The sequence below is a fragment of the Caulobacter sp. GW821-FHT10A06 genome, from assembly GCF_059415805.1.
Genome location: NZ_JBWKNY010000005.1, coordinates 102,149 through 128,275, shown reverse-complemented (window position 1 = coordinate 128,275; position 26,127 = coordinate 102,149). Strand labels below are relative to the sequence as shown.

The window sequence follows — 26,127 nt, the reverse complement described above, 5'->3', positions numbered from 1 at the left end:
TGCATGCATGACAGCCGGCGGCCAGATGGATCCGTTCATACGGAAACTCGAACGGCGCGATGATCTCAGCCAGGTCGAGCGCGAGGCCCTGCGCGCCCTGCCCGTTCGCCGCCGCGAGGTGCGGGCCGGGCGCAACGTCATCGGCTTCGCGGCGCGGGTCGAGGTCAGCTGCCTGCTGATCTCCGGCTTGTGCGGACGCTTCTCGGCCCTGGCCAGCGGCGCCCGTCAATACACCGAGGTCAGCGTGCCGGGCGACTTCATCGACCTGCACGGCTTCGTCATGAAGCATCTGGACCACGGCGTTCACGCCTTCTCGACCTGCGTGGTTCTGGACGTGCCGCACGAGGCGCTGAAGGCCCTGACCGAGCGCCATCCTCACCTGACCCGCCTGCTGTGGCTGGAGACCGTGGTCGACGCGGCGGTGCACCGCCAGTGGCTGCTGGCCCTGGGCCGCCAGAACGGTCCGGCCCGGCTGGCCCACCTGATCTGCGAACTCTATCTGCGGCTCGAGATCGTCGGTCTGGCCACTGAGATGCGCATGGAGCTGCCCCTGACCCAGCAGGAGTTGGGCGAGGTGCTGGGCTTCTCGGTCGTGCACGCCAACCGCACGCTCCAGACCCTGCGCCGGCGCGAGCTGATCACCTGGCGCGACCAGAAGGTCGAGATCCTGGACTGGGCGCGCCTGGCTGAGCTAGCCGAGTTCGATCCCGGCTATCTGCGTCTGCAGAAGGAACCGATCTAGGAACTCTGGTCCGACGCCGCCTCCAGGGCGGCGCGGTCCAGCAGGGTCACCTGGGCGCCGCGCATGTCGATCAGCTTGTCGCGCTTCATCTGCTGCAGGGTGCGGTTGACGTGCACCAGGCTGAGCCCCAGGGCGTCGGCCAGGATCTCCTGCTTCAGCGGCAGGTGGAACGTCTCGCCGCGCACCTCGCCGATCTCGCTGAGACGGCCGTGGAGTTCCAGCAACAGGTGAGCCATACGCTCCAGGGCGGTCTGGCGTCCAAGCCGGACCATCTGGTCGATCATCCGTCCTTGCTGCGCCGCCGCCGCGCCGGCGAACACCCGGCCCAGCCGCTCCGTGCCGGCGATGAAGCCCGGCTGGGCGCGACGCACCTTCAGCGGCGTCAGGGCCAGGGCCTCGACCGAGCGCTGCGAACGGGTCAGCAGATCGAAACCGATCCCGTCGCCAGGCAGCAGGAAGGCCAGGATCTGGCGGCGGCCATCCCGCAGCGTGTGGGCCAGGCACGCCCAGCCCGACAGCAGGAACATCGGTGGCGAGCCGGTCAGTTCCAGGTTCTTGCTTGTGGGATAGGTCTCGACGCGCCCCAGCCGGGCTTCCAGCGCCGCCACGTCTTCTTCCAGAAGCGGACCATAACGCTTGAGCCGGCGAACATACGGTTTCTCGGCCGCCCCTTGCGAGGGGCTACCTACCATGGGACGTCCGCCCCGACCGAAACTCGCCGTACCGTGAAGATTGTCATTACTCGCTATGTCCCTATCAGCGAGCCTGACCCCGGTCTTTATCATCTGATAGGCATGTCGCGATTGGATATAAGGATATCTTTATATCCCAATTGACTCGCGCACCGGTCGAGGCCACCATGAATGTGTCGTGGTTCCCTGGGGCGTTCGCGTGCTCGCTTACGTTCTGGGGCTAAGATGGGAATTCGGTGTGAAACCGGAGCTGCCCCCGCAACTGTAAGCGGCGAGCGGCTGTCCACTACGTGTCACTGATGCGCCCAAGCTGGTTCGGCGGCGTATCGGGAAGGCCCGGACAGCAGCATTGACCCGTGAGCCAGGAGACCTGCCGCGACAGATAACGTCCTCCGGCGGGGTGTCCGGTCAGGTCGCATGCCTAAGGCGCGACCGGTCCTCCGTGCGCGCTCGTCCGCGCGCGTCCCGATCAGCCTCGCCACAACACCGGCAGAGGCTTTTTCAAGATGACCGTCACCGTCGCCACCCTTGGCTTTCCCCGCATCGGCCCCCGGCGCGAGCTGAAGACCGCGCTCGAGCGCTACTGGTCGGGCAAAGTCGACCAGAACGCCCTTCAGGGCGTCGCCGCCGACCTGCGCGCCCAGACCTGGAGCCGCCAGCTCGCCCTAGGCGCGGACCACGTCCCGTCCAACGACTTCTCGTTCTACGACCAGGTGCTGGACACCAGCGTCCTGGTCGGCGCGATCCCGGCGCTTTACGGCTGGACCGGCGGTCCGGTGTCGCCGGACACCTACTTCGCCATGGCGCGCGGCAGCCAGGGCGTCGAGCTCGCCCCCTGCGGTCACGACCACGGTCCGAAGACCGGCGTCCCGGCGCAGGAAATGACCAAGTGGTTCGACACCAACTACCACTACCTGGCGCCCGAGGTGTCGCGCGGTCAGGCCTTCGCCCTGTCCTCGACCAAGCCCGTCGACGAGTTCCTGGAGGCCAAGGCGCAAGGCATCCAGACCCGCCCGGTCCTGCTGGGTCCGGTGACCTTTTTGAAGCTGGCCAAGACCAAGGACGAGGGCTTCGAGCCGCTGTCGCTGCTGTCGGCCCTGCTGCCGGTCTATGTTGAGGTGCTCAAGGGCCTGGCCGCCGCCGGCGCCGACTGGGTGCAGATCGACGAACCCTGCCTGGCGCTGGACCTCACCGACTTCGAGCGCGGTGAGCTGCGCCGGGCCTATGGCGCCCTGACCCATGCCGCGCCGGGTCTGCGCCTGATGCTGACCAGCTATTTCGGCGGCTATGGCGAGAACCTGACCACCGCCGTGAACCTGCCGGTCGATGGCGTGCACCTGGACCTGGTTCGCGGCTCGGAAGAGCTGGAACGCGCCCTGTCGGCCAGTCGTGAGAGCCTGGTCCTGTCGCTGGGCGTGATCGACGGCCGCAATGTCTGGCGCGCCGATCTGCCGGCCCTGCTCGACCGCCTGGAGCCCGTCGTCGCCCGGCGCGGCGCCGACCGCATCGTGCTGGCCCCGTCGTGCTCGCTGCTGCATACGCCGATCGATCTCTCGCTCGAGACCGCGCTGGATCCGGAAGTCCGCCAATGGCTGGCCTTCGCCGTGCAGAAGATCGAGGAGCTGGCCGTCCTGGCCAAGGCGCTGAACGACGGCCGCGCCAGCGTCGCCGCCGAACTGGACGCCAGCGCCAAGGCCGCCCAGGCCCGCCGCGTCTCGCCCAAGATCCATGACGCCGCCGTCGCCGCGCGCCTGGCGACCACGACCGAGGCCATGGCCAAGCGCCATGCCGCCTTCGACCGCCGCCGCGAACAGCAACTGCCCCTGCCCGCCTTCCCCACCACCACGATCGGCTCGTTCCCGCAGACCGAGGAGGTCCGCAAGGCCCGCTCGGCCCACGGCAAGGGCGAGCTGACCGACGCGGCCTACGAGACCTTCCTGCGCGAAGAGACCGAGCGCGCCATCCGCTGGCAGGAAGAGGCCGGCCTCGATGTGCTGGTGCACGGCGAGTTCGAGCGCAACGACATGGTCCAGTACTTCGGCGAGCAGCTGTCGGGCTTCGTCTTCACCAAGAGCGCCTGGGTGCAGTCGTACGGCTCGCGCTGCGTGCGGCCGCCGATCCTGTTCGGCGACGTCTCGCGGCCCAAGCCGATGACGGTCGCGTGGTGGCAGCACGCCCAGAGCCTGACCGACCGTCCGGTGAAGGGCATGCTGACCGGGCCGGTGACGATCCTGAACTGGTCGTTCGTCCGCGACGACGTTCCGCGCGAACTGGCCTGCCGTCAGATCGCCCTGGCCATCCGCGACGAAGTCGTCGACCTGGAAGCCGCAGGCGCCAGGATCATCCAGATCGACGAGGCCGCCCTGCGCGAGGGCCTACCCCTGCGCCGCGCCGACTGGGACGCCTATCTGGACTGGGCCGTCGCGTGCTTCCGCCTGACCGCCTCGGGCGTGGCCGACGCGACCCAGATCCACACCCACATGTGCTACTCAGAGTTCAACGACATCATCGCCGCCATCGGGGCGATGGACGCCGACGTGATCTCGATCGAGACTGCGCGGTCGAAGATGGAGCTGCTGGACGCCTTCGCCGGCTACGCCTATCCGGCCGAGATCGGGCCGGGCGTGTACGACATTCACTCCCCGCGCGTGCCGTCGGTCGAGGAGATGGCGCAGCTACTGACCGCCGCCCAGGCGCGGCTGTCGACCGGCCAGCTGTGGGTCAATCCCGACTGCGGCCTCAAGACCCGCAAATGGCCCGAGACCAAGGCGGCCGTCGCCAACATGGTCGAGGCGGCTAGACGGGCGCGCGCGTCCGCCTAACGGGCAAACGGGAACGGCGACAGGGACTTGCTGGTCTCCTCGACCAGCAGGGTCCTGTTGATCGGTGCGGCGGCCCGCTGGGGACAGGCGGGCCGTTCGCAGATCCGGCACGAGGGGCCGATCTCGACGGTGATGGGATTGGCGATGTCCAGGCCCCGCGCCTGCACCAGCTTGCCGGCATATTTCAGCTCGCAGCCCAAGCCGACGACCAGCTCGTCCTCCAGCCCCGAGTGCAGACCCGACACCCGGCGCACCGTGCGCGACAGGGTGAAGTAGCGCTCGCTGTCGGGGGTCTCGATCACCTGGGTGACGATGCGGCCGGGGGTCTTGAAGCTGTCGTGCACGTTCCAGCGCGGACAGGCGCCGCCGAAGCGCGAGAACGGGAACGGCCCGGACGCGAAACGCTTGGAGATGTTCCCCGCCGCGTCCAGCCGCATCATGAAGAACGGCACCCCGCGCGAGCCCGAGCGGCCCAGGGTGGTCAGGCGCTGGGCGGCCTGTTCGTAGCTGACCCCGAAGCGCGGCCGCACCCGCTCGATGTCGTAGCCGCTGGCCTCCATGGCGCTGAGGAACGGCTCGTACGGCATCATGATCGCCGCGGCCAGATAGCCGTCCAGGAACACCTTGAGCAGCTGGCGCGTGGCGCGGTCGGGGGCCTTGAAGCGGTCGGTCAGGTCCGACAGCACCTCGCCGCCCTCCATCAGGCCCAGCTGGTAGCATATGCCGAAGATGCGGCTGGCCGGGGCCAGGGTCTCCGACAGCATCAGGCGCTTGCGGTGATGGTCGTAGCGGCGCAACGAGCCGGTCATCACCTCGACGGGCATGACCCGTGTCTGGACGCCGAACTTGCTCTGCAGGCGCTCGCGCACGGCCGGGCCCAGGTCCTGGGGATCGGCCTTCAGCTGGGCAACGATCTTCTCGGCCAGGATCTCCAGCTCGGCGAAGTGGTTGCGCTGGGCGCCGACCAGGTCGCGGACCCAGTCGGTCGGCGATTGCTCCGACACCGGCCCCGCCCCGTCGGGGCGCTCGAAGGCGCCGAGATCGATCAGCCGGCCGCGATCCAGATAGGCGCGATAGAGGCGGCTGACGGCCTCGGCCAGGCCCGGCGACAGCTCGGCGACCTCGGCCGCCTCGTGCCGGCCGATGCCAAGGTCGGCGAACATCTTGTCGGCCAGCACCTCTTCCAGCCCCGCGCCGCCGCCGGGATCGTCGGCCGACAGGCTGCGCAGATCGAGGTCATAGGCGTCGGCCAGGCGCAGCAGCAGCTGGGCGGTGACCGGCCGCTGGTTGCGCTCCAGCAGGTTCAGATAGCTGGCGGAAACGCCCAGCTCCTCGGCCATCCGCGCCTGGGTCACCCCAAGGTCGCGCCTAAGCCGCTTGAGCCGCCCACCCAGAAAGAGCTTCTTGTCACCTGTCGCCATTTCGTCAACTTGTCACGACTTTACAGATTTTACAAAGTCGATCTTTGACAAATCACCTTCAATAGGTTCGACCCATCCCGCAGCGCAGCGTTAGCTCACCAGGACGAGTTTTCCTTGGCCCGCAAAGGCGCAACGCCCCGGGCCCCGTAGTGGGATCGAACGACCATGACGCAGCGCAAGACCTATGCCGACCACCGCGACGCCTTGCTGGCGCGCTATCCGAACGGCGTCGCGCCGGGTGGTGTGGACATCGACGACATCATCCAGCTGAAGCTGCAGAACACCTTCCCGACCCACCTGGACATCGCCCGGGCCATGGCCCCGGTCATGCGCGCCGACATGGCCGCCTACGACGCCGACAGCTCAAAGTTCACCCAGTCGCTGGGTTGCTGGTCGGGCTTCCACGCCCAGCAGATGATCAAGTCGGTCAAGCGCCTGCGCGGCACGACCAAGGGCGCCTATGTCTATCTGTCGGGCTGGATGGTCGCGGGCCTGCGCAATCGCTTCGGCCACCTGCCGGACCAGTCGATGCACGAGAAGACCTCGGTCGTCGACCTGATCCAGGAGATCTACGTCTCGCTGCGCCAGGCCGATGAAGTCGGCATCAACGACCTCTTCAAGACCCTCAAAGCCGCCCGCGACGCCGGCGACCAGGTCGCCGAACAGGCCGCGATCAAGGCCATCGACAACTTCGAGACCCACGTGGTGCCGATCATCGCCGACATCGACGCCGGCTTCGGCAATGAGCACGCCACCTATCTGCTGGCCAAGGAGATGATCAAGGCCGGCGCCTGCTGCCTGCAGATCGAGAACCAGGTTTCGGACGCCAAGCAGTGCGGCCACCAGGACGGCAAGGTCACCGTGCCGCGCGAGGACTTCATCGAGAAGCTGCGCGCCTGCCGCCTGGCCTTCGAGGAACTGGGCGTCGACGAGGGCGTCATCGTCGCCCGCACCGACAGCCTGGGCGCGGGCCTGACCCAGAAGATCCCCGTGAGCGCCGGCGAAGGCGACCTGGCCGCCGACTACATCAAGTGGCTGAAGACCGAGGCCATCACGCCGGAGAACCCGCTGAAGGACGGCGAGCTGGCGATCATGAAGGACGGCGCCTTCCACAAGCCCGTGCGCATGCCCAACGGCCTGTTCGCCTTCCAGGACGGCACCGGCCGTCAGCGCGTCATCGAGGACTGCATCGCCAACCTGACCCAGGGCGGCGCCGACCTCCTGTGGATCGAGACCGACACCCCGAACGTCGACGAGATCGCCTCGATGGTGGCCGAGGTCCGCAAGGTCGTGCCGAACGCCAAGCTGACCTACAACAACTCGCCGTCGTTCAACTGGACGCTCAATCTGCGCAAGCAGGTCCGCGACCAGTGGATCGCCGAGGGCAAGATCCACAAGGACAGCTACCCGGAAGGCAACAGCTTGATGTCGGCCGAGTACGACAAGAGCGACCTGGGCCGCGAGGCCGACGAACGCCTGGCCCGCTTCCAGGTCGACATCGCCGCCCGCGCCGGGGTGTTCCACAACCTGATCACCCTGCCGACCTTCCACCTCACCGCCAAGAGCGTCGACGAGCTGTCGCGCGGCTACTTCGGCGAGGAGCGCATGCAGGCTTACGTCAACACGGTGCAGCGCGAGGAGATTCGCCGCGGCGTCTCGGCCGTGAAGCACCAGCACGAGGTCGGCTCGGACCTGGGCGACACCTTCAAGGAGATGGTCGCCGGCGAGCGCGCCCTGAAGGCCGGCGGCCACGCCAACACCATGAACCAGTTCGCGGCCGAATAGCCGCCCGCAACCAGCAGAAGAGGACCATGACCATGACCGCCTTCGCCCCCGCCGCCATGCCCGACACCGACGCCCAGAAGCGCGCGGTGGACCGGGTCGCCGAGGCCGCCCACCGCCTCAACGACGCCGTGCAGCGCGCCATCGCCGCCGGCTACTCGGTGGAACTGGTGCGCACCTCGCGCCACCACGACGGAACGGGTAACTGGGGCGACCAGATCGTCCCCACCGTCCGCGAAAAGGGCGCTTCCTAATCCGCTCATCCCCGCGAAAGCGGGGACCCAAGCTGACGTTCGGCTGCTAAAATCCCAACTCGGCTTGGATCCCCGCTTTCGCGGGGATGAGCGGAGTTGGGGCAGTCGCCTCTCAGATCTGTTTCTGCCTACCCACGGAAAGCTTCCCATGCCGCTCGACATCGCCGCCAACATCCAGGTCACCGGTCCGGTCGAAGGCCGCGCTGCGGAAGTACTCACCCCGGAAGCGCTAGACTTCGTGGCCGACCTGCATCGCCGCTTCGACGCCCGTCGTCGCGAGCTACTGGCCGCCCGCCAGGACCGTCAGGCCCGCTTCGACGCCGGTGAGCTGCCGGACTTCCTGGCCGACACCGCCCACGTCCGCGCCGCCGACTGGAGCGTCGCCCCGGTCCCCGCCGACCTGCTGGACCGCCGCGTCGAGATCACCGGCCCGGTCGACCGCAAGATGATCATCAACGCCTTGAACTGCGGGGCCAAGGTGTTCATGGCCGACTTCGAGGACGCCACCGCCCCGACCTGGGCCAATGTCGTCGAGGGCCAGGTCAATCTGAAGGACCGCTGGCAGGGCGAACTGACCCACGTCGACCCCAAGTCCGGCAAGTCGTACGCCATGGGGCCGACCCCCGCAGTGCTGAAGATCCGCCCGCGCGGCTGGCATCTGATGGAGCGCCACCTGGAGGTCGACGGCCAGGCCGTGGCCGGGGCGCTGTTCGACTTCGGCCTCTACGCCTTCCACAACGCCAAGGCGACGCTGGAACAGGGCTCGGGCCCTTATTTCTACCTGCCCAAGCTGGAGAGCCACCTCGAAGCGCGCCTCTGGAACGACGTCTTCGTCCGCGCCCAGGAAGTCCTCGGCCTGCCCGTCGGCACGATCAAGGCCACGGTGCTGATCGAGACCATCCCGGCCGCCTTCGAGATGGACGAGATCCTGTTCGAGCTGAAGGACCACATCGTCGGCCTGAACTGCGGCCGCTGGGACTACATCTTCTCATTCATCAAGCGCCTGGGCCGCACGCCCGCCTTCCTGACCCCGGACCGCTCGGCCATGGTCATGGGCAAGGCGTTCCTGGGCGCCTATTCGCTGAAGCTGATCCAGACCTGCCACCGCCGGGGCGCCTTCGCCATGGGCGGCATGGCGGCCCAGATCCCGGTCAAGGGCGACGACATCGCCAACCAGGCCGCCTTCGCCAAGGTCAAGGCCGACAAGGAACGCGAGGCCGGGGCCGGTCACGACGGCACCTGGGTCGCCCACCCCGACCTGGTGCCGGTGGCCATGGAGGTCTTCAACCGCCTGATGTCGACCGCCAACCAGCGCGACAAGATGTTGGAGGGCCTCGACATCACCGCCGCCCAGATGCTGGAGCTGCACGAAGGCGGCCGCACCGAGGCCGGCGTGCGCGAGAATATCCGCGTCGGCGTCCGCTACACCCAGGCCTGGCTGGAAGGCCGGGGCGCCGTGCCGCTGTACAACCTGATGGAGGACGCCGCGACGGCCGAGATCTGCCGCACCCAGCTGTGGCAGTGGATCCGCCTGGGCGCGGCGCTGGACGACGGCCGCGTGCTGACCTCGGAGCTGTTCGTCAGCCTGTTCACCCAGGAGATGGCCGATCTTCGCCGCGACTTCGGCTCGCCGCGCCTGGAGGCCGCCGCCGAGCTCTTCACCCGCATGGTGCTGTCCGACACGCTGGAAGAGTTCCTGACCCTGCCGGCCTACGAACTGCTCTGACCGAGAGAGCGCAGGGCGAGAGACAAGACCAACAACCATCCGCCCCGAAGGCCCCGGTGCTCCCCCAGCGCGCCGGGGTCTTTGCCTGTCGGCTCTTGCCATTATCGGGCGCGGCGTCGGATAGCCGTCAGGCCATGACCGACTCCCAAGACGCTCCTGCCCCGCTCCTGAAGGAGATCTTCGACCGCGCCCGCCTGCGCCACCTGGCGGAGGAGACGGTCGCCGTCTATCCGGCCTTCGACGCGGCCCGGTTCCTGGAGCTGGCCAGCCACGACCTGGACGCGCTGTCGATCATGCAGCGGCTACGCCAGATCGCGCAGGCCTATGGCGAGACCCTGCCGAAGGACTTCGACGCGGCTGTCGAGATCCTCACCGCCCTGATCCCGCGTATCAATCACCGCTTCGTCACGCTGGTCCCGCCTGAGTACGTCGCCCTGTACGGCCTCGACCACTTCGAGACGTCGATGGCGGCGCTGAAGACCTTCACGCCCTACGGCAGCGCCGAGTTCGCCATCCGCCCCTTCCTGCGCCAGGACCAGGCGCGGGCGCTGAAGATCATGGAGACCTGGACCCGCGACCCCGACGAGCATGTCCGCCGCCTGGCCAGCGAAGGTTCGCGCCCTCGCCTGCCCTGGTCCTTCCGCCTCGACGCGCTGGTCCAGGACCCGACCCCGGCCCTGCCGATCCTGGACGCCCTGAAGACCGACGACAGCGTCTATGTCCGCAAGTCGGTGGCCAACCACCTCAACGACATCACCAAGGACCATCCCGACCTGGTCCTGAAGCACTTCAAGACCTGGCCGCTGGACGACAAGCGCAGCGCCTGGATCGCCAAGCACGCCCTGCGCGGCCTGATCAAGCAGGGCGAGCCGCGCGCCCTGGCCGTGATCGGCGCGACCGAGGGCGCGGACGTGCGGGCCGAGCACTTCACGATCGCGCCCGTCGCCATCCAGCTGGGCGAGGCGATCGCGCTGTCGACCCGCCTGGCCGAAACCGGCGGCCGCGCCCAGACCCTGGTCGTCGACTATGCGATCACCTACCCCAAGCCCAGCGGCCGCGCCTCGCGCAAGGTGTTCAAGTGGAAGGTCGTCCAGATCGCCGCTGGCCAGCGGCTGGACCTGTCGCTGCGCCAGACGATCAAGGACTTCACCACCCGCAAGCACGCGCCCGGCCGCCACGAGGTCGAGCTGCTGGTGAACGGCCAGGTCGTGGCCACGGCGGCGTTCGACCTGGCGATCTGAACCTCAGCGCACGCCGAGCACCACGACCCACGTCGGCGCGGCCGGGTCGAAATTGTCGTCGGACATCAGCACCAGGGTCCGCCGACCTTCGCGCACGGGTCCCCAGGCCATGGCCTCGAGATTGGCGGTCGGCACGCCAGCCAGGCGGTCGAAGTTCAGCACCAGGCGCTTTTCCAGCGGCTTTCGCACGTCCACGACATAGAGCCGGCAGTGATAGGCAAACCGCCCGGCTGCATCCTCGACGCCGGAGCGCTCCAGCACCAGCAGGCGGTGAGTATCCAGCGCCAGGATCTCGCTGATGCCGTTGTCGCCCCGCCGGGCCGGCGCGGCCTGGATGGGGTCGAGGCGGTAGGCGTATTGCGCGGAGACCTGACCCTGGCGATCCAGCTTGGTGATCAGTGTCACGCCGCCGGCCGCCACAGTGCTGACCGGACCGTCCTGGACGCGTGGAGCCTCCATCGAGAGCCACAGCCACCTACCGTCGGGCGAGAAGCTGAGGCCCTCATAGGTCAGGTTCGGCCGCGCGCCGTCGCGGAAGCTGAACGGCGTCGGGATCGCCCCCTTCGCCCTGCCCTCACGATCCATGCGGCGCACCGTTGGATCGAAGCCGTGCGGAGCATCGCCCTCGGTGGTCCAGAGAAGGTCGCCGTTCAGCGGGTCGATCCGCAACGCCTCGGCGTCCGGACGCTCGCCCGCCTCGGGCCTCAGCCGGACCTGGCGGGTCAGGCGCAGGGCCTTGTCGTCCAGCCTTCCGACGAAGAACCGCGCCTTGTCCGAGCGGTCGTCGGAGATCATCAGCCACTCGCCGGTGCGCCGGTCGTAGTCGATGCCGGAAATGCCGCCGAACGGCGCGCCGTCGACGGCTGTCCCCGCAGGAACCTCGAAGCTCGCCAGCAGCTTCAGCGCCAGGACGAGGCCGAGCAGCGTGTTCACGTCAGGACGCGGACACTGTCGCGCGAGACCAGCTCGACATTGAACACCACCCGCCGGCGCGGCTCGCCGCGAGCGCTCATCCGGCGGATCAGGGCCTCGACGGCGGCGGCGGCCATGTCCTCGACCGGCATGTCGATCGTCGTCAGGGCCGGGGTGTGCAACTGGGCCCAGGGGATGTCGTCGAAGCCGACCACCGAGACGTCGTCGGGCACCACCAGGCCCATCGACCGGATATGGCGCATGGCTCCGATGGCGATCAGGTCGGCGCCGGTGATCACGGCCGTCGCGGTGCGGCTCTCCAGCGCCTTGGCGACCTCGGGCTCCAGGTCCAGCGAATAGGCGTTGTGGACGTGCCAGACCAGGTTGCCCCGCTCGCGCACCGTGGCGATGGCGGCCTCGGCCCGTTGACGGGCGCTGGAGGCGGCGTGGGGACCGGAGATCACCCCGATGTTCACATGCCCCGCCGCCAGCAGATGCTCGGCCGCCAGGCGCCCGCCGTCGGCATAGTCGGCCTGGATGACGTCGTAGCCCGGCAGGTTGCGGTCCAGCACCACCGTCGGCACGCCCTCGATCAGCTTGCCCACCGGGCCGTCGTCGGCGATCGGGAACCAGATCACCCCGTCGACCCCGTGGTCGATCATCAGGTTCACCGCGCGCTGCTCCTCCTCGGTCGAGCCTTCGGTGTCGGTCAGGAAGACGCTGTAGCCGTGGGCCCGAGCGGCCTGGATCACCACCTGCGCCAGGCCCGGGAAGAACGGGTTGGTCAGGTCCGGCACGATCAGGCCGATCGCCCCGGTCTTGCCGGTCTTCATGGCCTTGGCGCTCTGGTTGGGCCGATAGCCCAGCTCGGCGGCGACCTTCAGGATGTGCTCGCGCGTGGCCTCGCCCACCGAGCCCGCGCCGTTGATGGCGTAGGAGGCGCTGGCCAGCGACACGCCGGCGGCCTTGGCGACCTCCTTGAGGGTCGCTCTGCGCCCCATAGCGGATTTGGGTGGGTCTTCGCTCTTGGCCATGCGGGGATTCCGTCGGGAGATAGCCAGGACGTGAAACCTTTCATGGCCAGCGTCAAGAATCGGGGCGGATCGTGAGGACCCGCCCCTTCCGGAAGCGCCTAACAAGGGGAGAAGACGCCCCCGAACCTGATCCTAGAACCGCGCCCGCACCGACAGGGTGTAGGTGCGCGGCGCGCCGACGAAGTAGCGGTCCAGCGTTCGGGCGTTCGGGGTGGCGGCGGTGTAGCCGAACTCCGGCTGGGTGGCCGTCGAGCCGCTGACCGCGCCGATGTACTTTTCGTCGAACAGGTTATCGACGTTGAACTGGAAGCGCAGGTCCGGCACCCCGGCGCGCTTCAGGTCATAGGTCGCCGTCAGCCCGACCAGGGTGTAGGCGTCCAGCATCTCGACGCCCAGTTCCTGGAAGGTGGTCGGGGCGACGATATGGCCGCCGACGCGCTTGCCCACGTAGCGGACATTGCCGTCGATCTTCAGGCCGGGCAGCGGCTTCCAGCCGATCTGGCCGTAGACGCTGTCCTTGGGAATGTCGCGCACGCCGGCCCCGCCGATCACGGCGACGGCGGCCAGGGCCTTGCGGGCGTCGCTGCCGACGGCCGGGTTGTCGTGCTTGGCGTCCTGGTGCGAGTACGAGCCGTAGAGGTCGACGACGCCGAAGTCGTAATAGCCAGTCAGCTCCACGCCCTTGGTCTTGATGCCGGCGATGTTGACCGCCTTGGTCGCGACGTTGCCTCGGACCACTTCCTGCGGGTCCAGGGTCGCGGTCGGATCGCGCGGCACGATGCCGACATTGTTCTTCAGGTCGACGTCATAGGCCTGGATCGAGAAGGCCATGTTCGGCTTCACGTAGCGCAGGCCCAGGTCGACGTTCTCGGTGGAGACCGGGGTCAGATCGTTCGGATTGATCACCGCCGTCGAGCCCAGGAAGGCGTCTTCCGGGATACCGGCGAAATTCTTGGCGTAGCCGCCGAACAGCTCCCAGGCGTCAGCCAGCTGGTACGTCGCGCCCAGCTTCGGATTGATGTCCGAGTGCTGCGAGAACTTGACGTTGGCCTTGTATTCCAGCGGCGACTTGGCGTCGTATTTCACGTCGTACCAGGTGACGCCCAGATCGACCTTCAGCTTGTCGTCGAAGGCGCGGAACTCGTCCTGGGCGTACAGCATGGTCGTCTCGACCGAGGCGCTGCGCTCGTACTCGACATAGTTCAGCTTGCTGCGGTCGTAGGCGATGCTCTGGGCCGAGTTGATGATCGGATAGAAGTTGCGCTTCTCCGTGGAGTCGCCGCCTTCCCACCAGCCGCCGAAGCTCAGGCTGTGATTGCCGAACTTGGCCTTCAGCTCGCCGGTCACGCCATAACGATCACGGTCGCGGGGCGTGACGCGCATGTCGGCCGGACCGCCGACGACATTGCTGTTGCGGATGGTGGTCAAGGTCGGACGCACCGCCCCGCCATTGGCGTTGTAGCCGGTCACCGCGCGCGGATCGCCGCCGGTCAGCACCCGCTGGCGGTCCTGATAGCGGAAGGATTCGCCCTTGAGGGTCTGGTAGTACGGATTGACGTCGAAGCTGATCGCGTCGCTGAGCACGAAGTGGCTGTTGGCATAGGCCAGCCAGTCTTTGCGCCAGCCGCCCAGAGCCCCGCCGAAGTCGATGTCCTTGGCCGGGATGCCGGTGATGGCGTCCAGCGCCCGGTCGCTGCGCGGCGCGGCCTCGAACTCGCCCTTGGTGACGATGTTGAAGTCGTTGTCGGTCTGGTCGTTGTACGAGACACGGCCCTTCAGGAACGAGCCGTTGTCGAAGTCTTTGACGACCTTCAGCTCGTAGTGGTCGCGCTCGCTGCCCCGGCTGGTGCGGCCGGCCCAGACATCGTTCTCCTGGTGCGAGTAGGTGAAGTAACCCGACAGGCCCGGCGCGATCTCGCCGCTGTCGACGCGGCCATAGATGCGGCGGAAATCGAACGAGCCCAGGCCCGCCTCGACCGTCGCGCCGAAGTCCTTGCGCGGCGCGTCGGTGACGAAGTCGATGAAGCCGCCCAGGGCGAAGCGCGACGGCGCGCCGATGTCGCCGGCGCTCTGCGAGACGGTGATCTTGCCGACGTTGCTGCTCTCGATGAAGCGCTGCGGCGGCGAGCCGCCGTTGAAGCGGCTGTCGCCCGTAGGGATGCCGTCCAGGGTCAGGCCGACCTGCTCGTCGCTGAGGCCGCGCATGTAGATCTCGAACGAGAAGCTGCCGCCGCGGCTGTCGCCGGTCGAGACCTGCACGCCCGGAACCTTGACCAGGGCCTGGGTGATCTCGGCGCCCAGCGGACGCTCCTGGATGTCCTCGGCGCCGATCGTGAACGTGGCGCGGGCCAAGCCCGAGCCGAAGCGCTCGGCGGTGACCACCACCTCGTCGATGGTGTCAGTGGTCGGAGCAGCCTGCTGCGCCATGGCGGGCGCGGCCATGACCAGGCAAAGCGCGCTCGAAGCCAGCCAGATGGACGTCTTCATACTCAAGCCCCCTTCAGGCGACCCGCTCTCGGCGGTGTCGGTACGATTTAGTGAAACGTTTCATATTCGAGTTCAATGACATTTTCATCACACTGGCGGGGTGTTCGCTCTCTGCCCACGGCTTAGGCAGGGGTGATATGATGCTATTTCCTTGAAACGTTTCACTCTATAAGCTCCCGCCATCGCCGTCGGAGGGGACATGCCGGACAACGAAACCGCGCGGGCGCTGCTGGGCGTCGTCGCCTTTCTAGGCATCGGCTGGCTGCTGTCGGAGAACAAGCGCGCCCTGCCCTGGCGGCCGGTGCTGGTGGGCCTGGCCTGCCAGATCGCGCTGGCCCTGCTGCTGACCAAGGTCCCGGCCATCACCGCCGGCTTCGCCGCCGCCACCCACGCCGTCGACGCCCTGCAGGCCGCGTCGAAGGCCGGCTCCAGCTTCATGTTCGGCTATCTGGGCGGCGGCCGTGCGCCGTTCAGCATGGCCGACCCCAGCGCGGCCTTCATCTTCGCCTTCCAGGCCCTGCCGGCCATCCTGCTGGTCGGAGCGCTGTCGGCGCTGCTGTGGCACTGGAAGGTGCTGATCGTCATTGTCCGCGCGGCGGCCTGGGCGTTCGGAAAGCTGTTCGGCGTCAGCGGCCCGGTCGGGGTCTCGACCTCGGCCTGCGTGTTCCTCGGCATGGTCGAGGCGCCGCTGCTGATCAAGCCGTTCCTGCCCCGCCTGACCCGCGCCGAGATCTTCATCATCATGGTCGACGGCCTGTCGGTGATCGGCGGTTCGATGATGATCGTGCTGGGTTCGCTGATCGCCGCCAAGGTGCCCGACGCCTTCAGCCACCTGCTGATCGCCTCGCTGATCAGCACCCCGATGGCGATCGGCATGGCGCGCTTGATCATTCCCGGCGAGGCCAGCGCGACCAGCGAACCCATCGTGCTGACCAGCCCCTATCGCAGCAGCCTGGAAGCCCTGACCTTCGGCACGCTGGACGCGGTGAAGATGGTGTTGAACATTGCCGGCCTGCTGATCGTCTTCGTCGGCCTGATCGCCCTGATCAACATGGGCCTGGCGGCCGTTCCCCATGCTGGAGCGCCCCTGACGCTGGGCGGGATCCTGGGCTGGTTGCTGACCCCGATCGTCTGGCTGACTGGCGCGCCGCTCAGCGACCTGCAAGCCGTCGGCGCGATCCTCGGGACCAAGGTCGCCGCTAACGAGGTGGTGGCTTACAGCGACATGATGGCCCTGCCGCCGGGCGCTCTGTCACCCAAGAGCCTGCTGATCCTGACCTACGCCCTGGGCAGCTTCGGCAATGTCGGCAGCGTCGCCATCCTGATCGGCAGCCTGTCGTCCATGGCTCCGGAGAAGGTCGGGGAAGTCGTCGAGCTGGGCTTCAAGGCCCTGGCGGCGGCGTTCCTGACCACGTGCCTGACGGCGACGATCATGGGGGTGATCAGCGGCTAGCGACCATCACTCCTGCCAGCAGGCTGTCAGGAGCGGTGTGGAAGGAATGGCGTGTTCAACCTGGAGAGGGAACAAGCCCATGACCGCGCAAATCGTCTTCACCGAAATCCCCGCCTCGGATCCCGAGCGTGCGTGCAAGTTCTACGAGACCCTGCTGCAGGGCGAAGTGACCCGAGCCGACGGCGGCCCCAATCCGATCTGGATGTTGCCACATGCCGAAGGCGGGCATGCGCCGGGCCATATCTATCCCGGACAGCCAGCGACGAACGGCGGCGGCGCGACCACCCACTTCGCCGTGACCGATATGCTGAGCGACGCCATGGAGCGGGTCCGCCAGGGCGGCGGCGAGGTCGTCTCGGACGTCATCGAGATCCCGGTGGGCTCGTTCTTCTACGCCAAGGATACCGAGGGCAACAGCCTGGGGCTCTTCAAGTACCGGACGGCCTAACCGCCAGCAGCGCGCGCGCCGCAGCGATCCCAGCCTCCGCCGCCGCGCGCGGCGGAGCGCCGGCGATCAGCGCCGCGAGGGCCGCGCCAGCGAAGGTGTCGCCGGCGCCGGTGGCATCGTCCACAGTCAGGGACGTGACGGGCAGGTCGAAGGTCTCGCCCGCCTCGACATGGACGCCGTCGGCGCCGCGCGTTTCGAACAGGATCTGGCCGGTTGGCCTCGGCGCAATGCGACCGCTCTCCAGCCAGGCGCGTTCGCCGGCGTTGCAGAAGATCACCTCCGCCCGCGCCGTCAGTCGCGCAACGAGCTCGGCCGGGAAGCAGGCCGGATCGTCCTTGGCGATCCAGGCCAGGCGCGGACCGTCGAGGTCGAGGAGCCGGGCAGTGATGTCCGGCGGACCCGCGGCGATGACCAGCCATTCGGCGCCGGCGGCGAGGCGCAATTGAGCTTCGGTCAGTTCGGCGGGACCCGGCCGCAGCAGGCAGCCGTAGGTCCCGTCGACATTGTAGATCAGCAGACACCGGGTCGAGGGGGCGTTCGGCATGACCGCGACGCCTGCGTCAGAGACACAGGTCGCCCGATAGGCCTCACCGTCCGCATCATCGCCGACCCAGGTCAGGGGCGCGGCGGCCACGCCGGCCTTCGCCAGGGCCGCGCTGGCGTACAGCGCCGCCCCGCCTGCGCGGGGCCAGGCGGCCTCGCGCATCAGCCGCGTGCCGCGTCCGGTGAAGACGCCCTCGACCTGCACCACGTAGTCGATCGTCGCGAAGCCCGCGACCGCTACCCGCACCATCCGCTCACCTCGTTTCAACGACTTGACTGAAACGTTTCACTAGTTAGTTTGCAAGGACATTCTGACCTTCGGATCGCCCCATGCAGCCGCCCAGTTTCATCGCGTTCACCGGCGTCGACCGCCTCGAGCTGCTGCCCGGCCTGAAGGCGCTGTCGGCCCGTTATCCGATCGAGTGGGGCGTGCTGGTCGATCCGGCTCAGGAGGAGGACAGCGCCCTCTTTCCCTCCGCCGAGATCCGCGACGGTCTGCTGGCCGCGCGCGAACTGCGCTGGGCGGCCCATGTCTGCGGCGACGCGGCCAAGGCCATCGCCGCCAGCCCGCTGACCGCGCCCCTGCCCCCGGCTGGGATCCAGCGCGTGCAGGTCAATCACAGCTTCAAGGGCAGCACCCCGGCCCAGGTCGCCGCCGCCCGCGACTATGGCCGCCGGCTGGGCGTGCGAGCCGTGTTGCAGTGCTCGGCCGCCTTCCCCCTGAACCAGACCGGCGTCGACTGGCTGTACGACGTCTCGTTCGGCACCGGCGCGCGCCCCGACCGCTGGCCGGCTCCGCCGCCGGCCGAGGGTCCGTTCTGCGGCTATTCCGGCGGCATCGGTCCCGACACCGTCACCGAGATCCTGGCCCGCATCGCCGCGCCAGAAGGGGCGCTCTACTGGATCGACATGGAGTCGGGCGTGCGTTCCGACGGCGCCTTCGACCTGGCCAAGTGCGAGGCGGTCTGCCGCGCGGTCTACGGATGAGCTTGCTGATCCTGGACACCGATCCCGGCGTCGACGACGCCCTGGCCCTGCTCTACCTGCGCGCCCGCCCTGACCTGAAGCTGCTGGCCATCACCACGGTGTTCGGCAATGCCGACGTCGAGACCACCACCCGCAACGCCCTGTGGCTGCGCGCGCGCCTCGCCCTGTCGGCGCCCGTGTATCGGGGCGCGGACAAGCCGATGAAGCGTTCGCGCGGCCCGTCGCCGACGCATGTCCACGGCGAGAACGGATTGGGCGACATCGACCTGTCCGATGTCATCCTGTCGCCGGCCGCTTCCGGCGCGGCGCATGACCGGATCATCGACCTGGTCCGCGCGCGCCCTGGCGAGATCACGATCGTCGCGATAGGTCCGTTGACCAACCTGGCCCTGGCCCTGCGCGCCGCGCCGGACATCGCCGACCTGGTCGCGGGCGTGACGATCATGGGCGGGGCCTTCGCGGCCGGGAACGTCACCCCCTTCGCCGAGGCCAATATCCACAACGATCCCGAAGCCGCCGCCGAGGTGCTGGCCGCATCGTGGCCCGTCACCCTGGTCCCGCTGGACGCGACGATGTCCTGCGTCCTGACCAACGCCGACGCTCGCGCGTTGGCCGAACAAGGCGAGGCCGGCCGCTTCGCGCACGACGTCACGCGCGGCTACGCCAAGGCCTATGAACGGCTGGACGGATGCGTACTGCACGACGTCGCGGCCCTGGTCAGCCTGACTCGGCCGGAGTTGTTCGAGACCCGCGTCAGTCCCGTGTCGGTAACGACCTCGGGCGAGCGCCTGGGCCAGACGGCCTGGGCCGATAGCGGCCCCGCGATCAGCGTGCGCCTGCGAGCCGACGGTCCGGCGCTGGCCCGGCACTTCCGCGAAACGGTAGCCTAGCAGTCCTGGCAGACGTGCCCACGCCGACGCCAGTTGGCGACGTGCGCGCCGGCTAGCAATAGACCGCCCAGCACCGTCAGCGGGCGCTCATAACCGGCGACGGGGAACTCCAGCGCCCCGGCCAGCATCAGGGCCAGACCCGCGCCCGCGACCGCGATCATCGGCCCGGAGCGCGGCCGCCAGGTCTTGAGATCAATGAAGGCCAGCACCGCCACCGGCGCGGCCACCAGGATGAAAACGACGTGGACCCACTCGGCCTGGGCCCAAAAACCCAGCACCGGCAACAGCAGCGCCAGCCCCGGCAAGGCCAGGCAGTGGACCAGGCACAGGGCGGACAGGCCGACGGCGGACAGGTCCAGCGCCTTGGCTTGGGACGGGGTCATGGAAAGCTCCGAGTCTACGCTTACGGCCTCGGCAGCTCAGATATTGTTATATTATAACATTGCAAGGCCGCGTCGGTGATTTTCCACGCGGCCCGACGTCGCACGCCTAGGCGATCACCACCTCGGCGTGGGCGAAACCTTCCTCGAAGCCGGGCGCCAGCGGGGCGTCGGTGACCAGGACATCGACATCCTTGAGCGCCGCGGTGTGCACCAGGCCCACGCGCCCGAACTTGCCCTGGTCCACCGCCAGCAGCACCCGGCTGGCCGTCGAATAGGCGATGCGGCTCATGAGGGCTTCACTGGGCGAATGGTCCATCAGGCCGTGTTCCAGGCTCACCGCGCCGACGGTCAGGACCGACAGGCTGGGCCGGAAGCCGGCCACGAAGTCCTGGGCATGGCGGTCGGAGAACGACTGGTAGGCCGCGTTCAGCTCGCCGCCGGCCAGGAACAGGGTGTGGCCCCGGTCCTTGCGCACGGCCTGGGCCACGGCCAGGGAGTTGGTGATGATCTTCAGCTGGCGGTGCTCGGCCAGCGCCTTGGCCACGAAGCAGGAGGTCGAGCCGCTGTCCAGGAACAGGGTGTCGCCGTCGGCGATGAACTTGACCACCGCCTCGGCGATGCGGGTCTTGCCGGTCACGTTCTTCTGCATGCGCAGGTCGAAGGGGCCTTCGATCTCCTGCGGCGGCAGGCGGACCGCGCCGTGCAGGCGCACGATCGTCCCGTTCTCCTCCATCACCCGCAGCTCGCGGCGGATGGTCTCCTCGGACACCGACAACGCCTTGGCGATATCGGCGATCGCGCGCGTCTGGTTGGGCTCGAGCAGGTTCAGGATGTCGCGCTGACGATCGTAGCGTTTGAGCATTCTTGGTCCGTCTGTGCGGGTCTGACGACAGTATGCCGTGAGTCCCGGTGTATCGAAGTGCGCCCCCGGCCGGCGGGGATGGGGTGACCGGCCGGGGACGAGCGGTCGCTAGAAAGCGACGCGCAGCTGGATCCGCGCATAACGCGGGGTCTGGTACTCGACGGGCTTGCGGAAGTTGGTGTCCGCCACGCCGCTGCCGCCGACGTCGCCGAACTCGTGGTAGGCCGTGACCGCGTGCGAGTTGAAGATGTTGAACACGTCCAGTCGCAGCGTGGCGTCCAGGCGGTCGCCCGGCGTCGGGAGAGTCACCACGGCCGACGCGTTGAACTGGGTGACCCAGTCGCCGTCGAAGGCCGAGCCGCGCTCGACCACCTTGCCCTGGCAGTAGAAGCCGTAGCCCTGGTAGCCGTAGGCGGTGGCGTCGACGTCCTTGGGCACGATGCCCATGCAGCTGTACTTGCGCGGCGACTGGACCAGGCCGTTGCCGCCCAGGGTCAGCCACTTGTTGACCGCGTAGCTGCCATAGGCCTTGAACGTGTGGGCCCGGTGGTTGGGCAGATAGCCGTCGGCGCCGTTCAGGAAGCCCGGGCTGTCGAAGTCGGCCGTGGTGTTGATCGCCGTCTGGCCGTTCTCCGAGCGCACGCCGCCCTCGTAGTTCCCCTTCAGGCTGGCCCAGGTGTACGAGCCCGACAGCGACCACTTGCCGTCGAAGGCGCGGTCGAAGGTGGCGGTCAGGGCGTTGTAGTCGCGCTTGGGCTTGGGATAGGTCAGGTCCTTGGCCGACAGCGTCACGACCGGCTTGGAGCCGTCCGGCAGGCTGTTGAGGCGGATCTTCACGTCCTCGCCCGGATTGACGATCACCCACTGGCGGCCGCCGCCGAAGCTGGACTGGCACTGGGCGGCGCTGAAACCGGCTCGGATGCAGTAGGCGCGCGCGCCGGTGTCGATGGCGACGTCCTCGACGATGCTGTTCAGCTCGCGGTGGGTGAAGTAGGCGCCCACCTTGATCAGGTCGCCGAAACGACGCTCGTAGCCCAGCACATATTCGTCGGCCGATTGCGGCTTGAGGTTATGGGCGATCGACTCGGCGGTGTCGGCCACCAGGCCCGAGGCCGAGACCAGGCAGTTCGACACGCCCGTGTCCGGGCAGGCCGAGACGCCATTGGCCGTGGTGATGGCCGCGCCGATGGTCGGATCGCCGTTGGCGCCGACGCCGTCCAGGCGGTTGTAGCGGGTGTAGGTCACCAGCGAGCCGGCGAACTTCAGCGACAGATCGCTGGGCAGCGGCAGGTAGTAGCGGCCGAAGAAGCCGTACAGCTTGGACTTGCCGTCGCCGAAGGGGTCGCCCGAGACCGACAGGCGCGGGGCCCACTGGTTGCCCGGATCGTAGAAGGTCGAGTTGTCGGCGTTGCGATTGTCGAAGCGGTCGTTGCGGATGCCGGCCTCGACCTGCAGGCGGTCGCCCAGCAGCGACCACTGATCCTGGGCGTAGAACGCCTGGTTGACGGTGCTGAAGCTGCCGCTGTTGCGATAGACGCGAGTGGTCACGTACTCGACGCCGGCCGGCAGGTTGCTCTGGTCCGAGCCGGTCGAGCGGTACAGCTTGAAGGCGCCCCGGCCGATCGTCTCGAAGAACTGGGTCGCGGTGTTCTCTTCGTGGTCGTAGCCGACTCGCAGGTGGTGAGCGCCGAACAGGTCGAAGTTGAAGTCGGCGTCGGCGCGATAGAACGTGCGCTTGTCGTCGTTGAACGACTGGGCGTCGGTGACCTTGTTCAGGCCGATGTTCACGCCGGCGGTGTTGCTGCGGTAGTCGACGACCTGCTCGTGCGTGGTGTCCAGCGGCAGCTGGCCGTCGCGGAACTTGTTGACGCCGTAGGCCGCCGACAGGGTGAACCAGGGCGTGAAGGTGCCGGTGTAGCGGCCGATATAGTTCTCGCCGCCCGAGCGCTGGTTGGTGCCGCCCGTCTCGGCGCCGACCGTCTTGGTGGTCGGGTCGTAGTTCAGGCTGCGGTTCCGCACGTCCTTGGTGGTGTCGAAATAGGTGAACTCCAGGTGCTGCTTGGAGGTCAGCCAGCCGTCCAGCTTGCCGCCCCAGAACGGCGCGTCGTCGCTGACGCGGGTGGCGTTGTTGCCGGTGGCCTGGGGCGTGAAGGTCTTCAGCTTGCGCTGGTTGTACAGGCCGTAGAAGAACAGGCGGTCCTTGATGATCGGCCCGCCCAGCTCGGCCACCCACTCCTCGCGCTCGACCGTGGCGTCCTGGTAGTTGTTGCGGAAGGTGTTGGGCGCGCTGTCGCGCAGGTCGCCCGGCTCCCAGGTCGCGGTCAGGCCGCCGTGGAAGGTATTGGTGCCCGACTTGGTGATGGCGTTGACGAAGCCGCCGGTCGAACGACCGAACTCGGCCGGATAGCCGCCGGTCTTCACTTCCACCGACTTGTAGAAGTCGAACGGCACTTCCACGGGCAGCAGGCCCATGCGGAAGTTGGTGATGTTCAGGCCGTTCACGAAGAAGGCGTTCTCGATGAAGCTGGCGCCCGAGATCGAGATCTGGTTGGCGAAGTTGCCGTTGGCCGAGGACGAGCCCTGCACGACTCCCGGCGACATCAGGGCGATGTCACGCAGCGAGCGGCCGACCGGCACGCGTTCGGCCAGCTCGCCGATCTCGATGGCCGCGCCGGTGGTGGTGATCTCGAAGTCCGGCGTGCGCATGCGGCCGGCTTTGATGACCACGGCTTCGACCGAGCCGGCCGGCGCCAGGGTAAACTGGTTCGACGCGCCCGACCGGCTGATCGCCACGCCCTGCTCGGCATAGTCGTCATAGCCCGCGGCGGTGACCGCGAAGGCGTAGGCGCCCGGCGCCAGCTGCGGGATCACATAGGCCCCGCTGGCGTTGGTGACCGCCGAGCGCTTCACGCCCAGGGCTTCCGAGGTGACCCGCACGGTCGCGCCGGCGATCGGCTTGCCATCGGCGCCCTGTACGCGGCCCGAGGCCTGGACGTTGGTGTAGTCTTCGGCCGCCGCCGGCGTCGCCATCAGGGCGACCATGGGGATGCTCGCGCCGACCAGGGCCAGAGCCCTCAGCGCCATCATGCCGCGCCAGCGACGCCCGGCTGGAATTTGATGCCTCACGACCTGCTCTCCCGAGAAATTGTGCCCGACGAGTCCTGACGCCGCTTCCACGGTCGCCGCCCCCTCGTCGACGTCTCCCTTAAGCGCAGTTTGTGGATGTGTTGTGACATTTGTGGATTTTATGTTCATGTCACGAGAGTTTCGTTTGCACTATGTGGGCATTTTGACCACAAACCCTCAGAACCTCTCACAGACCCAGGTTGCGGCGCGGTGAAACGCTCACCTCGCGCGGCAGGGGACGTGGGGTTCATCCAGCTGTGTCAGACGTCGGCCAGAACGGGCCGGACCTCACGGACGAAGGGGCTTCACGTGACCAAGACTTCCCTGCCGATCGCCATGTTGCTGGCGGCCAGCCTGCTGGGCGGCGCGGCCCATGCGCAGAGCGCGGCGTCGCCTTACTTCGCCAAGATCGACGTGCGCCGGGACGGCCGCGTCTCGAGCAAGACCATTGCGGGCGTGGTGTTCGACGATACCAACCGCAACGGCCGCCTCGACGCGGGCGAGCAAGGCGTGGCGGGGGTGAAGGTCTCCAACAGCCTGGACGTCGTGGTGACCGACAAGGCGGGCCACTACGCCCTGCCCGTCCGTCCCGACATGGCGGTGTTTGTCATCCAGCCCAGCGGCTGGCGCGTGCCGACCGATGCGCGCTGGGTTCCGCAGTTTGCCTACCAGCACAAGCCGAAGGGCTCGCCCAAGGCGCTGCGTTACGGCGGCCTGCCGCCGACCGGCCCGCTGCCCGTTTCGATCAACTTTCCGATCATTCCCACACAAACCGGTCAGAACTTCGAATGCGCCGTCCTGGGCGACGTCCAGCCGGCGTCGAACATCGAGGTCGGCTATGTCCGGGACTCCCTGGTGCGCGAACTGGTCAATGCGCCCAAGAAGCCGGCCTGCCTCTTGGCCCTGGGCGACATCGTCAGCGACGACCTGAACCTGCTGCCGCGCACGGCCGAGGTGATGGGCGTGCTGGGCATTCCGCAGTGGTGGGTGCAGGGCAATCACGACTACGACCACGACGCCGACCACGACATCGACAGCTCCGACACCTGGCGTCGGTCGTACGGCCCCAACAACTACGCGTTCGAGATGGGCCAGGCGGTGTTCATCGTGCTGGACAACGTCTCGTTCCCCTGCGGCGAGGACCCGGACGAGGCGCGCGAGCGGCCGTTCTGCAAGCAGTACTGGAAGACCTATAACGGCCGCCTGCTGCCCGACCAGATGACCTTCATCGCCAATGTGCTGAAGACCACCGATCCGAAGAAGCTGGTGGTGTTCGCGGCCCACATCCCGTTCGCCGGCTTCGACAACGCCGAGTCCCAGCCGCACCAGACCGACAACATGGACCGGCTGTACGCCCTGGTGAAAGGCCGCCCGGCCCTGTCCCTGACCGGCCATAGCCACACACTGGAAAACCTGGCGGCCGGCGACTCGATGGGCGGCTGGAAGGACACGATCGGCGTCACCACCATCCCCTTCCGCCACCTGGTGGCCGGCGCGGTGGCCGGCGACTGGTGGGGCGGCGACTACGACATCGACGGCACGCCGATGAGCATCCAGGGCGACGGCTCGCCGCGCGGCTATGTCGACTTCGCGGTGACCGGGACCGACTACACGTTGGACTATCGCGCCAGCGGCCTGCCGCGCGACCGGGCCATGTGGCTGTCGGTCAGCACCCCGCGCTTCCGCGACTGGGCCGACAAGATCTTCGCGTGGCGCGACGCGCCCGAGGACAAACGTGACCCCGTCCCGCCGCTCAGCGTCCAGGACTTGCCGGACGTGAAGCTGCTCTCGCCCGCCGACCTTCAGGGCAGTTGGCTGACCGCCGACGTCTGGATGGGCGACTCGACGACCAAGGTCATGGTCGCCGTCGACGGCGGCGCGCCCGCTCCGATGACCCGCACCCAGGAGATGAAGGGCGAGCGCGTCCTGAGCGGTTCGGCCTATTCGGACCCCTTCGCCCTGCAGCGCCAGCTGACCATGGCCCGCGCGGCGATCCAGAGCCGCTCGGGCGATCCGGAGACCCAAGGCTACGTCCAGGGCCGCCAGAAGCGCCTGCCGCCGATGCCGCCGCAGCCGCGCGGCTCGCGCGCCGACCACTCGCCGCACATCTGGCGCTACGACCTGCCCAAGGACCTGGCCGAGGGCATGCACACGGCGGTCGTCACGGTCACCCGCGACCAGGGCGAACCGTCCCGCGACACCCTGGTGTTCGAGGTCCGCAACGCTCCCCTGAAGCCAACCTTCGACTTCCAACACTGGGACAAGTTCAAAAACCAGTAGCCGAGACGCTGATTTCAACCGACCGGGGTGGTGGGCCTTGAT

General features: G+C 68.0%; 20 protein-coding genes and 1 riboswitch. Of the genes, 11 read left to right on the top strand and 9 right to left on the bottom strand.

The window, feature by feature from the left end; genetic code table 11:
* The first annotated feature begins 25 nt into the window (after window positions 1–25).
* Window positions 26–742, top strand: coding sequence for a Crp/Fnr family transcriptional regulator (locus AC07NF_RS15405; protein ID WP_494629198.1), 717 nt, complete (start codon window positions 26–28; stop codon window positions 740–742).
* Here the strand turns inward: AC07NF_RS15405 and AC07NF_RS15400 are convergent.
* The gene (locus AC07NF_RS15400) at window positions 739–1,434 is read right to left on the bottom strand and encodes a Crp/Fnr family transcriptional regulator (RefSeq protein WP_494629201.1); all 696 of its coding nucleotides are present in this window, start codon (window positions 1,432–1,434) and stop codon (window positions 739–741) included. The two genes, AC07NF_RS15405 and AC07NF_RS15400, sit on opposite strands and share 4 nt — an antisense overlap.
* Window positions 1,435–1,596: 162 nt before the next feature.
* Window positions 1,597–1,826: riboswitch (cobalamin riboswitch) on the top strand.
* Window positions 1,827–1,940: 114 nt separating this feature from the next.
* On the opposite strand from AC07NF_RS15400, the gene metE reads away from it, so the two are divergent.
* A complete protein-coding gene (metE, locus tag AC07NF_RS15395; protein ID WP_494629206.1) occupies window positions 1,941–4,256 on the top strand; it encodes a 5-methyltetrahydropteroyltriglutamate--homocysteine S-methyltransferase in 2,316 nt (771 codons plus the stop codon).
* Here the strand turns inward: metE and AC07NF_RS15390 are convergent.
* Window positions 4,253–5,677 carry a helix-turn-helix domain-containing protein gene (locus AC07NF_RS15390; protein ID WP_494629209.1) on the bottom strand — a complete coding sequence of 475 codons (1,425 nt, stop codon included), beginning with the start codon at window positions 5,675–5,677 and terminating at the stop codon, window positions 4,253–4,255. The two genes, metE and AC07NF_RS15390, sit on opposite strands and share 4 nt — an antisense overlap.
* Window positions 5,678–5,842: 165 nt before the next feature.
* Here AC07NF_RS15390 and AC07NF_RS15385 point away from each other — a divergent pair, with 165 nt between their 5' ends.
* From AC07NF_RS15385 to AC07NF_RS15370, 4 genes are all read left to right on the top strand, one after another.
* Window positions 5,843–7,462, top strand: coding sequence for an isocitrate lyase (locus AC07NF_RS15385; RefSeq protein ID WP_492921004.1), 1,620 nt, complete (start codon window positions 5,843–5,845; stop codon window positions 7,460–7,462).
* Between the two features lie 32 nt (window positions 7,463–7,494).
* The gene (locus tag AC07NF_RS15380) at window positions 7,495–7,713 is read left to right on the top strand and encodes a hypothetical protein (protein WP_494629456.1); all 219 of its coding nucleotides are present in this window, start codon (window positions 7,495–7,497) and stop codon (window positions 7,711–7,713) included.
* A gap of 148 nt (window positions 7,714–7,861) precedes the next feature.
* On the top strand, window positions 7,862–9,439 hold the full coding sequence (gene aceB / locus AC07NF_RS15375; protein WP_494629215.1) for a malate synthase A: 1,578 nt from the start codon (window positions 7,862–7,864) through the stop codon (window positions 9,437–9,439).
* 134 nt (window positions 9,440–9,573) lie between these two features.
* The gene (locus AC07NF_RS15370) at window positions 9,574–10,680 is read left to right on the top strand and encodes a DNA alkylation repair protein (protein WP_494629217.1); all 1,107 of its coding nucleotides are present in this window, start codon (window positions 9,574–9,576) and stop codon (window positions 10,678–10,680) included.
* A gap of 3 nt (window positions 10,681–10,683) precedes the next feature.
* Here AC07NF_RS15370 and AC07NF_RS15365 read toward each other — a convergent pair whose 3' ends face one another.
* From AC07NF_RS15365 to AC07NF_RS15355, 3 genes are all read right to left on the bottom strand, one after another.
* Complete coding sequence (locus AC07NF_RS15365; RefSeq protein WP_494629219.1) at window positions 10,684–11,613, bottom strand: esterase-like activity of phytase family protein; 930 nt, start codon at window positions 11,611–11,613, stop codon at window positions 10,684–10,686.
* Window positions 11,610–12,626 carry a LacI family DNA-binding transcriptional regulator gene (locus AC07NF_RS15360; protein WP_494629221.1) on the bottom strand — a complete coding sequence of 339 codons (1,017 nt, stop codon included), beginning with the start codon at window positions 12,624–12,626 and terminating at the stop codon, window positions 11,610–11,612. The genes AC07NF_RS15365 and AC07NF_RS15360 overlap by 4 nt, the downstream gene beginning before the upstream one ends.
* Window positions 12,627–12,758: 132 nt before the next feature.
* Window positions 12,759–15,113, bottom strand: a complete 2,355-nt coding sequence (locus tag AC07NF_RS15355; RefSeq protein ID WP_494629223.1) for a TonB-dependent receptor — start codon at window positions 15,111–15,113, stop codon at window positions 12,759–12,761.
* A 199-nt stretch (window positions 15,114–15,312) separates the two neighbouring features.
* Here AC07NF_RS15355 and AC07NF_RS15350 point away from each other — a divergent pair, with 199 nt between their 5' ends.
* Both AC07NF_RS15350 and AC07NF_RS15345 read left to right on the top strand, forming a co-directional pair.
* A complete protein-coding gene (locus AC07NF_RS15350; RefSeq protein WP_494629227.1) occupies window positions 15,313–16,566 on the top strand; it encodes a NupC/NupG family nucleoside CNT transporter in 1,254 nt (417 codons plus the stop codon).
* Between the two features lie 79 nt (window positions 16,567–16,645).
* On the top strand, window positions 16,646–17,014 hold the full coding sequence (locus AC07NF_RS15345; protein WP_494629230.1) for a VOC family protein: 369 nt from the start codon (window positions 16,646–16,648) through the stop codon (window positions 17,012–17,014).
* Here AC07NF_RS15345 and AC07NF_RS15340 read toward each other — a convergent pair.
* A complete protein-coding gene (locus tag AC07NF_RS15340) occupies window positions 16,995–17,807 on the bottom strand; it encodes a PfkB family carbohydrate kinase (protein ID WP_494629234.1) in 813 nt (270 codons plus the stop codon). The two genes, AC07NF_RS15345 and AC07NF_RS15340, sit on opposite strands and share 20 nt — an antisense overlap.
* 80 nt (window positions 17,808–17,887) lie before the next feature.
* Here AC07NF_RS15340 and AC07NF_RS15335 point away from each other — a divergent pair, with 80 nt between their 5' ends.
* Together AC07NF_RS15335 and AC07NF_RS15330 are read left to right on the top strand one after the other, a co-directional pair.
* Window positions 17,888–18,544: a phosphoribosylanthranilate isomerase gene (locus tag AC07NF_RS15335; protein WP_494629237.1), complete on the top strand. Its 657-nt coding sequence runs from the start codon at window positions 17,888–17,890 to the stop codon at window positions 18,542–18,544.
* Entirely contained in the window at window positions 18,541–19,434 is an 894-nt protein-coding gene (locus tag AC07NF_RS15330; protein ID WP_494629241.1) for a nucleoside hydrolase, read from the top strand. The genes AC07NF_RS15335 and AC07NF_RS15330 overlap by 4 nt, the downstream gene beginning before the upstream one ends.
* Here the strand turns inward: AC07NF_RS15330 and AC07NF_RS15325 are convergent.
* The 3 genes from AC07NF_RS15325 to AC07NF_RS15315 form a co-directional block, all read right to left on the bottom strand.
* Window positions 19,431–19,817, bottom strand: a complete 387-nt coding sequence (locus tag AC07NF_RS15325) for a MerC domain-containing protein (protein WP_494629245.1) — start codon at window positions 19,815–19,817, stop codon at window positions 19,431–19,433. The genes AC07NF_RS15330 and AC07NF_RS15325 overlap by 4 nt on opposite strands.
* A gap of 106 nt (window positions 19,818–19,923) precedes the next feature.
* Complete coding sequence (locus AC07NF_RS15320; protein ID WP_494629248.1) at window positions 19,924–20,679, bottom strand: DeoR/GlpR family DNA-binding transcription regulator; 756 nt, start codon at window positions 20,677–20,679, stop codon at window positions 19,924–19,926.
* Between the two features lie 108 nt (window positions 20,680–20,787).
* Window positions 20,788–23,805 carry a TonB-dependent receptor gene (locus AC07NF_RS15315; protein WP_494629252.1) on the bottom strand — a complete coding sequence of 1,006 codons (3,018 nt, stop codon included), beginning with the start codon at window positions 23,803–23,805 and terminating at the stop codon, window positions 20,788–20,790.
* 309 nt (window positions 23,806–24,114) lie between these two features.
* On the opposite strand from AC07NF_RS15315, the gene AC07NF_RS15310 reads away from it, so the two are divergent.
* Entirely contained in the window at window positions 24,115–26,085 is a 1,971-nt protein-coding gene (locus AC07NF_RS15310) for a calcineurin-like phosphoesterase C-terminal domain-containing protein (protein ID WP_494629255.1), read from the top strand.
* Window positions 26,086–26,127: the final 42 nt, after the last annotated feature.